Genomic DNA, 13,256 nt, shown 5'->3' with positions numbered 1-13,256 from the left:
ATCAGCCGCTCCCCTTTCTTCTTAATTTCTTGCCGCCCGTCTGCGGATGGAGATACAGCGTCCACAAGGGAGCGCGGAACAGCGCGTCTTTGAGACCTTGCCAGGTAACGGGCGCCACCGGAAACAGATAGGGAACCCCGAATGATTTCAACCCGCTGAGATGGACCAATATCACCACCAAGCCGATTGAAACGCCGTAAAGACCGAACATGCCCGCAAGGATAATCAAGGGGAACCGCAGCAACCGGAAAGCGATGGAAAAATTATACCGCGGGATGGTGAACGAAGCGATGCCCGTCAGGGATACGACGATGACCATCGGAGCAGACACGATGCCCGCCTGCACCGCAGCTTGACCGACGACCAGACCGCCAACGATGCTGACCGCCTGTCCCACTTGCTTCGGCAAGCGCACGCCGGCTTCCCTTAAGCCCTCGAACGTCACTTCCATTAGCATGGCTTCGACCAACGCCGGAAAAGGGACCCCTTCGCGAGCCGCGGCTATGCTAAGCAGAAGATTCGTCGGAATCATTTGCTGATGGAAGGTCGTAAGCGCAACGTAAAGAGATGGCAGCAGTAATGCAATCATGGCAAAGATAAACCGGATCACGCGAATGGAATTGATATACAGCACGCGTTCATAATAATCCTCGCCTGCCTGCATAAACCCCCAGAACGTCATCGGAGCGCTGATCGCGAACGGCGAGCCGTCGGTAAAAATCGCGACTTGCCCTTGCAGCAAGGCCGCGGCGAGATAGTCGGGTCGTTCCGTCACGAGAAATTGAGGAAACGGGGAATACGTTTTCTCTTCGATCAATTGTTCGATGTATCCCGACTCGAGCACGACGTCAATTTCAATGGCTTGAATCCGCGATTTTATTTCCCGCAAGGTGGATTCGTTCGTGATCCCTTTCAAATAGGCGATGGCTACGTCGGTGCGCGTGATTTCTCCGACCGTGAGCAGTTCGATTTTCAAGCGTGAAGATCGTACTCTTCTTCGGATCAGGCTCGTATTCGTGCTCAGGATTTCGGTGAACGAATCCCGCGAACCGCGGACCGTGCTTTCGGAAGCAGGCTCATCGACGGATCTCGTGTTCCCTCCCGCCAAGCCGACTACGAGTGCTTCTGCCTGGTTGTCCACGCATATCACGACTGAACCGTGTAATATCTCGCGTTCGATCCGATCCCACTCCGCCGTCCGTTTCACTTGGGAAATCATGATAAGCCGATTCTGAAGGAATGGAAGAAGTTCGGAGTCATCATGGGGCATCTCGGAAGCCGTACCGGACATGAGCGGCTTTAACAGCGATTCATCCAATTGCGCGTTATCGATTAAACCATCGATATATAGCAGGAAGGCATGCCGTTGTCCGCCAATATCAAATGGGCGAAAGACGGCATCCGCGCAGCTGTCGAAAATTGCAAGAAGTTTGGTTTTGTTTTCTTCGAGAGAAGAGGAGAGGCGTTCGCTCTGATGCGCGGTTGATTTATCAAGAAAGACCTTCCGTACCCTCTTTCTCCTCCCAAAACCCTTCCCGATCACGACATTTCCCCCAGTATATGTTAACTACTCGCGTGAATAACTTACCCTTCCTACCTGATATTTATGTATCCGCACGGCTAATGCCGTCGTACCGCTGGAAAATAAAAATCAGGCGGGGAGCCGGATGAGCTCCTCTGCCTGATTTGAAGAATGCAGTTAATCGAGTTCAAAACGACATTACCTTTCTTTCCGGGCGCAGCAACAGCTTCCACGGCATGCTTGATTTCGGATAGATCGAATTCCTTATAGCTTGCGAACATGGGCTTTTTTAAAGGGCAGCAAACAACAAAACACGACCCATAGGCCGTGTTTTGTCGTGCGGGTCAACCCGCGGTCATCTCATGAACGGAGAGACCTGCCTTTCGGCTAGTGTTGCCTTTATCCTTATTTAATTTTCACGAAATCTTCCGCATAGCCATATAATTCTTGGTCCTTTAGAACAAGCGTAGGACCGAAAATAATTTCCATTTATTATTAACCTCGAAGCAGCTTTCCACTTATTAAATGGATCATAGTTCGAATGAATAATACTGTAATAACAACTGTAACCAAGACGAGTATAATGGCGGCAATGCCCTTCAATGGCCAAGAGTTTACATAGGCGGCATACTTTAATGACGCATTACTAAGAACAGCCAATGGAAAGCTTAATGCCCACCAGGTTGTACTAAACGGAATCGATTTATTTGACGCCTTAAAAAACAGAATCGTGAAAAGAAAAAGGCCAAAATAAAACAATATTGAGGCAAACATATCGATAGTCCCCGTCAAATTTACATAAGCCAGAAAACCAACCTCAAAAGGTGCAATTAAGATTAATAACGAGGGGTTCATTGCTGTAGTCATCGGTTCTTGATGTAATAACCGAGAAACAATGATTGTCAAAAAAATAAACGCTGCTATACTCCCTACCGCAAAACAAAACATATTCAATTCATGTGCCCAAGCAAATGGCATCAATACGCCTGTAACGGGTACATTTAAAATGGCAACCACAGGAATTAACATAGCAGGAACAGCGTGAAGTTGATCCTGTTTAACCATAAAATATCGAGAAACCAGAAAGTAGCATATTATTATTGTAAGAATTGTGCCTAAGATCCATACCGTTTGGGCAAGCAATCGACAATAAGGTAAAATAATTGAGGAAATTAGCAGGATTCCGACAGTTATTGCTCCGAAGAAATTTCCCGCAATTGGGTTTGAAAACTCGGAGTGAACTACTTGAGGAAATTTCACCCACTTTATCATGTAACTAATACTTAGAAACGCAAATATTATGATGGCCATCAAACCAATCCATTCTGAAATTAACGAAGAAGTTCCAAACAAATGATGAGACAACCTCCATGCAAGCGAAAGGCCCGATATTCCCATAACCGAACCGTAGGTATTAACAGATAGATATCGAAGTGAAGATTCGTTGGTTTTTGCAATTTTCGATGATCCCATGTAGAGCCTTCCCCCAATTTGCTGCAATATGATTTGTGATTTCGTCAATCTAGGTGAGAACGCCGACTTCCCCCAGCGTAAACAGTGAATTCAAGAAAACCTCATTTGTTGGTCCGTTATCTTTCCTTAGATCTATCTTCATTTTTCGTATAATTTGTTGATTTAATCGTTTTTCATTTCCAGCATATAAGCGTTTTATCTCTTGCAGCAAATTCACGCAGGTTGACACATGTAATGGTTCCATCCCTGGTCCTCCCCGCATTTCTCCGTCAGTATGTGCTAATATGGAATTTCGATTCATGATCGATGCATACAAATACAGACATAAAAAACCTGCTTAATGAATGAGCAGGCAGTTCTCCTCGCCGCGCATGGGTGAAATTGTATCCTCATTCAAGACTCGCATCGGTCCAAAAACTTCGAATGAATGTCTTGACTCTGCCGGATATTTATTTATCACTTTAAATCTAAATGAGATAGAATCATGAAAGTTGCAAACTCGGGCCAATATAAAACTCAGGCAGAGATTAGTCTCTCTGCCTGAGTGAAAAAAAGCGAAGCATTTTGAGATGTCTGTGCACTAAAAATACTGTGAATCTAATTTAAATTTGCGCCATGCCGCCATCGACAAACAACTCGATGCCATTTACATAACTGCTTTCCTCTGAGGCCAGGAACATCACGGCACTAGCGATTTCTTCTGTTTTACCTACGCGGCTCAGTGGAACAGAAGTCTTGGCGGATTCAAGGACCTGATTCAGCGCTTCACCAAACAAACCATCATAGGCTGGCGTGTGGACAAAGCCTGGGCTCAGTACATTAATTCGAATTCCGGTCCCCTTCAAATCCAGGACCCAGTTTCTTACCATTTGGCGAAGAGCTGCCTTGGATCCTCCGTAGACGCTAAATCCAGGGTCGCCAACCGAGCCCGCAGTCGAACCAGTCAAGATAATCGAGCCCGTCCGATTCGGAAACAGCGGCAAAGCTTTTTGAATGGTAAATAAGGTACCCTTCACGTTTACGTCGAAGGTCTTATCGTACTGCTCTTCCGTGATTTGACCTAAAGGCAGGATGCTGCCGATTCCCGCGTTTGCGAAAAGAATATCCAGATGACCTTTCTCCCGCTTTACCGTTTCGTACAGTTTGTCCAAGTCATTCAGATTCGAAATGTCGCCTTGAACGCCCGTAACCCGCTCTCCGATCAATTTCACTGCCGCGTCCAGTTCGCTTTGCCTACGACCGGTAATGAAGACATGCGCCCCTTCCGCTGCGAATCGCTGCGCCGTCGTAAGTCCGATGCCGCTTGTTCCTCCAGTAACGACCGCTACCTTGCCTTCAAATTTCCCCATGTTGAATTCACTCCTATAAAGTTTTTTGTGGTAGTTCTTATGCGTTCGTTATTTGACTTCCCCATTCGCCCTTAGGCTCCAGCCAACTAACGCTTCTATCCACGATTAAATCGCCTAGTATTCCTTCGTAATTCTTGCGGTATGGTTTGATGAATTCTTCCGCCAGCCAGCTATCTCTCGTGCCTTGCCACGTCTCGTAAATGACCAAATCATCCGGCTGATCCAGGTCATCGGAAACAATGGCGCTGATGAATGCCTTCTCGGATGACATTTCTTTGATAAGGGAAGACAACTCCTTGCGGAATTCTTCTTTTTTCCCCGGTTTGGCTTTGAATCGAATATTTAGTTGGACTAGCTGACCGGACATGTTTATTCCTCCTTTGAGTTCGTTGGATGTACCGCATTTTCGTGAGTGCATATCGTATCGGCAGCCCAACGGATTAACGATGATCTTGTATGCGTCCTTTCCACAACTCGGTGAAAGGATGAATTAATCATAATCCTAGATCAATAATTCCTCAGTAATATAGATTACCTATACACGAAGCAATAAGAGGAAAATCTCCCCATCATATTAATCAGGATAATTCTTTCATGACTTTTTCAACATGAATCATAACCATCCTTCGGCTGGTAACGATAATCCCTTCGTTGGATAGTTCTTGTAAGGTAAGTGACACCGCTTCACGCGTAGCGCCGATCATATTAGCCAATTCTTGATGGGTAAGCGGGATATCGATTTTGAGGTATCCATTTTCTTCTATGCTGAATTTTTTAGAAAGCCGGTTTAAAAAGTACAGCACTTTTCCTCGAAGATCTCTAAAAACAAGCTTTTCCACTAATTCAACTTGCTGTCGCAATCTCTTGCTCATATCCGATAACAATCGTAATCCAAGTTCGGGATGCTTGCTCAACAGCGGCTCGAAATGTTCGGCCGGGATCGAATAAATCGTCGAATCCTCCATCGTCTCCACGTAAGTTCCGTCAATACCGAGAGAAAACGATTCGACTTCGCCGAACATCCCGCCTTCGCTAAGAATGCACACCGTATATTGTTTACCGTCCGAATCGGTTTTATAGGCTCGAAGCTTGCCGGCGATTACGAAGCTCAATCCAGTCTTCTCGTTTCCAGGCGTTTGAATAATGGTATTTTTAGCATACGCATTGAGATTGGATTTATTAGCCAGCTGTTCGATTTCATGGATGATTTGCGACGGAAGCGATTCGAATAGCTTAATTCGAGACAATATCTTTAATTTCTTTTTGTACTGTTCCATACTCTTCATTTACTTCTCTGCCGAGGCAACATCGAGCTGATATCGCCGATAAATCGGTCTACATTTTTGCAATAATCCGGACACCAAGTTGCGTCGAATTTCATGATGGTATATTTATCTTGCGCGATTTCATCTTGAATTTGCTGTTGATTGTCGATGCTGTTCATTGCGCATCCCTCCTTGGTATGTGGCCATCTTAGCTCAATACGCCGCACTCGTTCTGTAATCTACATTACCGAAGGCCCCCGACATAAGTTTAAACGGTACAGGACCGAGTTCCGATCCGGATACTCGTACGAAATCGGCAAATCATGCTTGGCTATTTTTTCAAAGCCGTTCTTTTCATAAAAGCGATGCGACCTCGCCGCAATAGACGGCGTATCTAAAATAATCGTTTTTACGCCATGGGATTTCGCATAGTGAACTAATGAATTAAATAGTCCAATCGAATAACCTTTGCCCCGGTATGCTTCGTAAATAAAAAACTTCTTCAGGATATAGAGGTCTTTGCTTAACCGCTGCAGTCCAATGGTTCCGACCACTTGTCCGTCTTCATTCAATGCAATCCAAAAGTTCCCGCCATTCGCGATATAATGCGTTGGAATATCAAGGATATCGGACTGTTCGTCCAGGTTGATATGCAATTGAAATTCCGTATTTTGAACGTACAGAATTAAATCGACGATCTCATGCTTATATTGCTCCTCATATGATTTAAACATTCCAGTCTCTCCATTGTCATCCCGCCGGTTCGGCGCATTTTTTTGTACATTCATCATAAACCACCCGATTTCTCCCATCTGTAATCCACATTACAATAGCCTGGCAATAAACCTTTATGTAAATCAGATTACAGAAAAAAGAAACGCATGCGACTAAAATGGGGAGCAGGCAAGAAAGGAGCGGTGAGGTTACCGTGTTGCGAAGCAAAACGCGTCAACACGTTTCGAATTACGTTTAGACTTCTTAAGCTCAAGAAATAAGCCATAGTTTGAATAAAGTTTCCAAAAAACTAATTTAATCGGAGGACTATTTTTATGTCGACTTTTTTGGATGTTATGGGACCGCGTATCAAGCTTTTGACGGACTTGGCGAAAAACCGGGAGTATAGCCTTATGGAGGCAGAGGTTCCGCCAGGCGTAGTCGTTCCTGTTCACAGTCACGTTGACCGGGAAACGTTCGTTGTTCTCTCCGGGGAACTTGAGGCATTCACGGATGACAGCTGGCAAACCGTTCGCGCTGGTCAAACCGTCGATATTCCGGGAGACGTTAAACATGCTTGGAGAAATGCCACGAATGAAACCGTAAAATTGGTCATCGCATCGACAGCGAACATGGGAGATTTCTTCGTTGAAATCGGCCGCCCATCTGATTCCGTTCCACCGGGCCCGCCTTCTCTCGAAGCATTGAACCATTTTGTTCAAGTAGCCATCGCGTATGGGTACTGGCTTGGATCCCCTGACGACAATGCGTCGATTGGCATTCACTTAGGTTAAGCCAAGGAAGCGCAGCGGCCGTAAAGCGGCCAAAACATAACGGAGCGGTTGAACAGGATATCTCCTGCTCAGCCGCTTTTTTCAATGCATATTGAGATAACGAAGTATACCGTCCAAAACTTAATGGCCATTCATAACAACGCTTATTGAAATTTTTCCTTTCTAAATTTACGAGTACGTTAACTCGAGTATTTCCGCTACCTTCACGGGTGAAATGGAAATCGTTTTCCTCCCGGTCTGAATGACATCGCTTTTCGTTAGCGTCTTTAAGATGACCGAGACTGCCTCGCGCGTGGCGCCTATCATATTCGCAACATCCTGATGCGTCAACGGCAAGTCGATTCTTATATTTCCTTCATCCTCGATTCCGAATCGATTGGAAAGATCGAGCAATAGATGGAGTATGCGGTCACGGACATCGCCAAGGGCTAGTTTCTCGAGCATCTCGTCCTTATACTTAAGAACCTTGCTCAATTCCGTCAACATTTTCATCGCAAGCAGCGGTCGTTCAGCCAGGAAATTTTCAAAAGCTTGTTTAGGCACCGAACAAATCAACGTTTGATCCATTGTTTCGATGTAAAATCCTTTCGTTCCAAAAGAAAAGGTGTCGATCTCTCCGAAGACATTGCCTTTTCCCAAAATCACGACCGTAAATTGCTTTCCGTCCGAAGTCGTTTTATATAAGCGTACCTTTCCTTCTTTTATAAAAAACAGTCCGTCTCGCGCTGTATCCGGCTTCTGTATGATACTCCCTTTGGGAATAGCATTAAAATGAGTCATCGGCGAGATATGATCCAGTTCATTTAAATCATCAGGAGTCAGCACATCAAAAATGCTCATTTTTGATAAATAATAGCGTTTATCCAACATTTCCTTGCGACCCTCCCGAGATCATTAAGCTTGATGCCGAGCAATCGGCTCCATTACGCAAACCCCAACCTATGCTTCATCGATTTATCTTCCCCAAAACACCAAATCAAATACAAAGAAACCTCCATGGAGACAGGCGGTTTCTTTCAAAATAGTATCGTTATCCAATTGGCTGATCCGACTAATTTGATTGTAATGTATTTTACTGAGATCCTTGTCCATTTCGCATTAAACTAAACGCATGTCAGATGGATCTGATGTGGAAACGAAGGGCTGAAACGGATAGATCCCATTAAACAGTCAACGCCAAGGAGGCAGCATGGACAACAAGAGAAAAGCAACGTTTTGGATTTATGTTATAGCTCTGGGGCTCTTTAGTATCATCAATACGGAATTCGGGGTTATCGGGATTATTCCTTATGTCGTCGAGAAATACCAGGTTAGCGTTGCTCAGGCAGGTTTATTGGTAAGTTTGTTTGCTTTAACGATCGCGATCTCCGGTCCGATCATGACCTTATTGTTATCGGGCATTAACCGCAAAACAATCATGCTGCTCGTTTTAGCTATCTTTGCTCTCGCCAACGCTTTGGCTGCATTCAGTACGAGCTTCAATGTATTACTGCTGCTTCGAATCGTGCCCGCATTTTTACATCCGGTATACTTTTCGCTCGCCTTTGTCGTGGCAGCGAGCTTCTATCCGAATGACGGCTCGAAAGCCATCGCCAAAGTATTTACCGGCGGTACCATCGGACTTGTGCTAGGCGTCCCGATCACGTCGTTTATAGCGAGCCGTTTTTCACTTGAAGCATCCTTCTTGTTCTCGGCAATGATCAATATAATCGGCTTTATCGGATTAGCCGTCTTTATTACCAGTCTTCCAGTGACGACTAAATTAACGTATCGCTCTCAGTTACGCGTGCTAGCAAAACCAAGTCTATGGTTTAATATTGCAACTTTACTCCTTATGGTTGCCGCTATGTTTAGCGTATACAGCTATTTTTCCGCGTATTTGACGAAGTACACGGGATTGGATAACAAGTGGATAAGTATGATGCTTGTGGTGTTCGGAATTAGCGGGGTCATTGGGAACTTGCAAACGGGCAAGTTTTTGAGCAAAAGCGTTACTCGGACTGCGGTATTCTTCCCCATTATTATGGTTCTCATTTATTTGCTCGTGTATTTTGCAGGACATGCCTTCATTCCAATGATTCTTATTGTCATTCTTTGGGAAGCTGTTCATACTTCAGGTTTTGTCATTAGCCAAAGTTGGTTTACGACAGAAGCGTCGGAAGCGCCAGAATTCGGAAACAGCTTGTTTGTCTCTTTCTCCAACCTCGGTATTTCGGTCGGATCGATCGCCGGAGGTTGGACTATCTCTCATTATGGTACGCATAACATTCTGTTGACAGGTATCGTTCTTTTTGGAGCTGCTTTACTCACCATACTCTTAAAAGTAAAATTATTTGGCGTCAAGGACGTTGCTCCAGGTTCGCCGCCTCATTGATCGGTTACTAGCCCCGAACGCATACAACAATTCAAAAAATAAGGGGATAACAATGTTCCGATTGTGACCAAATAGTTGTGTACGCGTCTGATTTGGTCATTTTTCGTATGAGGGTTTAAAAAAATGTGGTCAAGTAAATGAAGACAACGACATCAAAGGAAACAAAAAAACCCTTGATTACCAAGGGTTTCAGAAATTTAAATTTGGTGGAGCCTAGGGGGATCGAACCCCTGACCTCATCGCTGCCAGTGATAGAGATGCAAAAAGTTCTAGTATGTTCATGTATGAAGAATACTTGTAATATAAGGGTTTATTAATACTATTGTATGATCATTTTGTTTCTTTCATGATACTTTGTGACGGTTTTCGTCCCCAATTCGTCCCCAATTCGTCCCCTAAAATACGATTCACTTGTCTTTAATTAGATAGCCACTGCCAATAATTTCGTGCTGGATCGACAGATTCAATCTTTGGATCTACTGGTCTTCAATCTTTTTTAACGTAAACAGTTTAAAATATCCATATAGCTTGAGGAATCGTTTCGTAATAGACGACTGAAATACTTCGCCGCCTTCTTTTGTAATTGTCGCGCTGATTCAAAACGCCAGGATAAGTATATTTATTTTACCGTTGACTATTTCTTCTTTTGAAGCTGCCATTTCTTCTTTGGCGAGGATTTTTAATGATGAGTTCCCGTATATTTGCGTGTCTTTCTTCTTCATTAATGCGAACAAGGTAAGGATGTATTATTTTTAATTCGAGCGCCACACTTGCCTATTTGACCTCTTAGCTTGTCCGCGTGTGCTTTTTTGTGGGGATCGAACCTCTGACCTCGTGGCTGCTAACGAAGCACTCTCCCACTTTAAAGTATTGAACTAACCTAAGCTAAAGATCTTAATTCTTCAGTAATGTATGATACTTCATTAATATCTATATATTCCTTTACTAAACTGGGAGCAATATTGTAATTGTTATAATGTCGTTGTATCTTTCTATGACATAAATGTAATTTTCCAGTTTCGCAATACTGGCACTGAGATAAGTTAGCTAAACTACGATCTCGGCAATGATCTGACAGAGCTTGGATTTTTTTAAATACACTAATTGCAAATGCCTCAAGTAACCATTTACCTTTTATTATTAACCGGAAATCATCCTGTGAAAGATTTAATTCTTCTGAAAAAGACTCTAAAAATTCTTTCTTTAAATAGATTTGTGACATAATTGTACGCAGTGATTGTTCTCTGGTAACTTGCCCTTCGGAAAACCCATAGGACACTACACCATGATAATTGCTATCACATGCTACTTTCAAAGCTTCTAGTGAAATTAAAAAAAGTTGTTGATATACTTCTTCTAAATCGCTCATAATATATGATACTATATCTGAATTCAATGCGTTATCGCTAACAAGAATTTTTCTAAGTAAAAACTCAGCATGATTAACGGTTATAAAATGACTTTCAATCGAATAATATTTGAGAATAAATAATCCTTTGAAATTTAATAAATCTTCTCCTCTAAAAGGCCTTACATCCCTGTCAATTATTCCTCGTAAATATTTAATATTTTCTTCGGACTCATTAAATTTCCCCTGTGCATCTTGAATACACGTTATAACTGATTCACAACCTTCAGAATAACCGTAAATATTCTCTATCGCTTTCACTTCTATATTCTTTCCACTTATTCTCACAATCTTCTCGTATATTGGCACATCATCAGTACCCTCTACAATAATAATTGGTCTATTGGTCATTCGAGCTTTTGCCATTATTTGGCCAATTGTATACAGTAAACCTGTGTTACCAGCCTCTCGTGTTTCCACTCGTTGCTGATGAGAATCCAATTGAGTATTTAAATTATTGCTCGCAACTACTGAATTATTTATCATTAAACTTCAACTCCACCAATGCGTTCATGTTGAACTCAGCTATTGCCGGACTATGTGTCGCAACTATTATTTGAGCATTAGGTACAAGGTTGTTGATTATTTTTAATAAATTGGACTGCCATTCTATATTTAAAGATATTTCTGGTTCATCTATTATCAAAAAATCCCTGTTACCTTCAACTATGCATAGCGATAAAAACGAAAGTAAATGTCTTTCACCACTAGATAAGTCGTTGATACCGTGAGGGTTTTCTTCTGTAATAACAGATATTCCATTCTCGTTGACAATTAACTTCTTATCTGAAGATATGTATGAATTGAATAATTCTATTAATCTACTTACAGAATTAATATCCTGTTTTTTTCTTATAAGTTCATCAATCATGTTATAAACCAGTTGTGAAAGAAGGCCTTTTCCGGCAAATGGATTAATATGATCGTCATCATCGTTGAATACGATATGATATTCTAAAATATTAATTATCTTATTACTGAGTTCATTTTCTTCCAATTCAGTCAAGACTTCTAATAAGGTTAATCCATAATCCGCCAACTTTGCTGGAAAGTCTTTCGGTTCCCCATAATGAATCTTTCTTGTCGAATCCTCATTGTCCATAAGTACAGCTAAAGTTTCAAATAATGCTTTTTGTACAGCTTGCGAAACAGTTTCTTTTTCAAATTTATAACGATCTAATAGAGTTGCTGCAATTACATCCATAGATAAATTTTCAAATAAGATATGTTTTTGCTCAAAGTAATCTTTTTTTATTCGTTCATCTCTTATTCTTCTATCTTTTATCTGTTGATTTAGGAAGAGTGCTAAGTCATCAGCAAAATTAACAGGATTTTGTAATGAACCTTCTCTATCAAGTACTTTTATTTTGGAATTCCGAATAAACCTACTAATATCATGAGGACGTATTCGTTGCATTGGAGTGGAAACAAGACCTCGATTCACTCCAAACAAAATAGAAGAGAGTTCATGAAACTTTCCCATAATTTCATCTGACTCTATGTTTGTACTCCAATCATAATTATCTTCTTCTCTTTCTTCTTTGTCATTAAGAGTTGCTTCAATGAAAAATGTCTTGTTTTTTTCGGAATCATAAAAAGTTATCTTAGCATGCTTAGTGTATTCGTTCATAAGAGTGTTTGAATCAAGTTGTAATAAACCAGAAATAATTTTCAATAATGTAGTTTTACCTGAACCATTCTTACCAAATATTATCGAAACAGGTCCTGATGGAAATACAATCTGTAATTCCCGATTTGTTGTTTTGAAAGGATTAATATAAAGTTCTTTGATTCTTATCATCAATAAAATCTCCTTTTTCAATCGGAAATCAGGTCTCTATACCCTCTAGAAATTCTTGAGGTTTGATATTCAGAACTCTCGCAAGTATAACAAATATTTATTAGTGAGATGTTTTTCTTCCCTTCCCCCCGTTAATATAGGTCCTATCAAGTTTAACCCTATCAGCCAATTCTTCCTGAGTGAATCCATTTTGCTTGCAAAAATTTTGAACTTACTGCCAAAGAATATTCTTGGGTCGATTTTCTGCATAACATAAATATTTACAAAAGAATACTACATGTCAACAGACATTAGTAGAATGCGACGGCGGCACAAAGCGGCAGATTTCGTCATCCCGATCTCCTGCATCTGTCGCGCTCTCGGTTCTGAGGTCGAATAAAGTCGCTCGAATGACTTGACTTAAGCCGATACACAACCAGCCAACCTGCTTGTGTCGGGCTGGTCAAGCACCTGCTCACAAGTCAATAATGAACCATACGCCGGCCTCCTTCATCATCGACCATACGTTATGATAGCAATCATCAAGGTGCTGACAAAATCAGCACCTTTCTTCATG

Annotated in this window: 13 protein-coding genes; 2 read left to right on the top strand and 11 right to left on the bottom strand. The window is 42.0% G+C overall.

The genetic code is table 11. The features are described from left to right. Position 1: 1 nt before the first annotated feature. The 8 genes from GT019_RS29500 to GT019_RS29465 form a co-directional block, all read right to left on the bottom strand. Positions 2-1,543, bottom strand: coding sequence for a spore germination protein (locus GT019_RS29500; protein ID WP_161747041.1), 1,542 nt, complete (start codon positions 1,541-1,543; stop codon positions 2-4). A 474-nt stretch (positions 1,544-2,017) separates the two neighbouring features. Continuing rightward, positions 2,018-2,995 carry an SLAC1 anion channel family protein gene (locus tag GT019_RS29495; RefSeq protein ID WP_161747040.1) on the bottom strand — a complete coding sequence of 326 codons (978 nt, stop codon included), beginning with the start codon at positions 2,993-2,995 and terminating at the stop codon, positions 2,018-2,020. A 49-nt stretch (positions 2,996-3,044) separates the two neighbouring features. Then, entirely contained in the window at positions 3,045-3,239 is a 195-nt protein-coding gene (locus GT019_RS29490; RefSeq protein ID WP_161747039.1) for a hypothetical protein, read from the bottom strand. A gap of 358 nt (positions 3,240-3,597) precedes the next feature. Beyond that, positions 3,598-4,344, bottom strand: coding sequence for an SDR family NAD(P)-dependent oxidoreductase (locus GT019_RS29485; RefSeq protein ID WP_161747038.1), 747 nt, complete (start codon positions 4,342-4,344; stop codon positions 3,598-3,600). Positions 4,345-4,381: 37 nt separating this feature from the next. Then, on the bottom strand, positions 4,382-4,711 hold the full coding sequence (locus GT019_RS29480) for a putative quinol monooxygenase (protein WP_161747037.1): 330 nt from the start codon (positions 4,709-4,711) through the stop codon (positions 4,382-4,384). A gap of 211 nt (positions 4,712-4,922) precedes the next feature. Then, a complete protein-coding gene (locus tag GT019_RS29475) occupies positions 4,923-5,621 on the bottom strand; it encodes a Crp/Fnr family transcriptional regulator (protein WP_235949589.1) in 699 nt (232 codons plus the stop codon). Positions 5,622-5,626: 5 nt separating this feature from the next. Further along, positions 5,627-5,788 carry a thioredoxin domain-containing protein gene (locus tag GT019_RS29470; protein ID WP_161747035.1) on the bottom strand — a complete coding sequence of 54 codons (162 nt, stop codon included), beginning with the start codon at positions 5,786-5,788 and terminating at the stop codon, positions 5,627-5,629. A 60-nt stretch (positions 5,789-5,848) separates the two neighbouring features. Next, complete coding sequence (locus GT019_RS29465; protein WP_235949588.1) at positions 5,849-6,397, bottom strand: GNAT family N-acetyltransferase; 549 nt, start codon at positions 6,395-6,397, stop codon at positions 5,849-5,851. A gap of 261 nt (positions 6,398-6,658) precedes the next feature. Here GT019_RS29465 and GT019_RS29460 point away from each other — a divergent pair, with 261 nt between their 5' ends. Beyond that, on the top strand, positions 6,659-7,117 hold the full coding sequence (locus GT019_RS29460) for a cupin domain-containing protein (protein WP_161747034.1): 459 nt from the start codon (positions 6,659-6,661) through the stop codon (positions 7,115-7,117). Positions 7,118-7,285: 168 nt separating this feature from the next. On the opposite strand, the gene GT019_RS29455 is transcribed toward GT019_RS29460, so the two are convergent. Further along, positions 7,286-7,987, bottom strand: coding sequence for a Crp/Fnr family transcriptional regulator (locus GT019_RS29455; RefSeq protein WP_161747033.1), 702 nt, complete (start codon positions 7,985-7,987; stop codon positions 7,286-7,288). A gap of 319 nt (positions 7,988-8,306) precedes the next feature. Between GT019_RS29455 and GT019_RS29450 the strand changes: the two genes are divergently transcribed. Continuing rightward, positions 8,307-9,491: an MFS transporter gene (locus GT019_RS29450; RefSeq protein WP_161747032.1), complete on the top strand. Its 1,185-nt coding sequence runs from the start codon at positions 8,307-8,309 to the stop codon at positions 9,489-9,491. A gap of 880 nt (positions 9,492-10,371) precedes the next feature. Here the strand turns inward: GT019_RS29450 and GT019_RS29445 are convergent. Continuing rightward, positions 10,372-11,385 (bottom strand): DUF4435 domain-containing protein, encoded by a 1,014-nt coding sequence (locus tag GT019_RS29445; protein ID WP_161747031.1) that lies wholly within the window; start codon positions 11,383-11,385, stop codon positions 10,372-10,374. Further along, positions 11,375-12,700, bottom strand: coding sequence for an AAA family ATPase (locus GT019_RS29440; RefSeq protein ID WP_161747030.1), 1,326 nt, complete (start codon positions 12,698-12,700; stop codon positions 11,375-11,377). The genes GT019_RS29445 and GT019_RS29440 overlap by 11 nt, the downstream gene beginning before the upstream one ends. Positions 12,701-13,256 lie beyond the last annotated feature (556 nt).

It is taken from the genome of Paenibacillus glycinis (assembly GCF_009909185.1).
Taxonomy (GTDB): Bacteria; Bacillota; Bacilli; order Paenibacillales; family Paenibacillaceae; genus Paenibacillus_Z; species Paenibacillus_Z glycinis.
Note: the sequence above shows the minus strand (reverse complement) of the source record. Positions and strands in the feature narration are given on the sequence as shown.

Bases quoted from the DNA above. Each gene is read 5' to 3' on its own strand.
- GT019_RS29465 (WP_235949588.1), bottom strand. From the start codon at position 6,397: ATGAATGTACAAAAAAATGCGCCGAACCGGCGGGATGACAATGGAGAG.
- GT019_RS29470 (WP_161747035.1), bottom strand. From the start codon at position 5,788: ATGAACAGCATCGACAATCAACAGCAAATTCAAGATGAAATCGCGCAA.
- GT019_RS29475 (WP_235949589.1), bottom strand. From the start codon at position 5,621: ATGGAACAGTACAAAAAGAAATTAAAGATATTGTCTCGAATTAAGCTA.
- GT019_RS29440 (WP_161747030.1), bottom strand. From the start codon at position 12,700: ATGATAAGAATCAAAGAACTTTATATTAATCCTTTCAAAACAACAAAT.
- GT019_RS29445 (WP_161747031.1), bottom strand. From the start codon at position 11,385: ATGATAAATAATTCAGTAGTTGCGAGCAATAATTTAAATACTCAATTG.
- GT019_RS29455 (WP_161747033.1), bottom strand. From the start codon at position 7,987: ATGTTGGATAAACGCTATTATTTATCAAAAATGAGCATTTTTGATGTG.
- GT019_RS29485 (WP_161747038.1), bottom strand. From the start codon at position 4,344: ATGGGGAAATTTGAAGGCAAGGTAGCGGTCGTTACTGGAGGAACAAGC.
- GT019_RS29495 (WP_161747040.1), bottom strand. From the start codon at position 2,995: ATGGGATCATCGAAAATTGCAAAAACCAACGAATCTTCACTTCGATAT.
- GT019_RS29490 (WP_161747039.1), bottom strand. From the start codon at position 3,239: ATGGAACCATTACATGTGTCAACCTGCGTGAATTTGCTGCAAGAGATA.
- GT019_RS29480 (WP_161747037.1), bottom strand. From the start codon at position 4,711: ATGTCCGGTCAGCTAGTCCAACTAAATATTCGATTCAAAGCCAAACCG.
- GT019_RS29460 (WP_161747034.1), top strand. From the start codon at position 6,659: ATGTCGACTTTTTTGGATGTTATGGGACCGCGTATCAAGCTTTTGACG.
- GT019_RS29450 (WP_161747032.1), top strand. From the start codon at position 8,307: ATGGACAACAAGAGAAAAGCAACGTTTTGGATTTATGTTATAGCTCTG.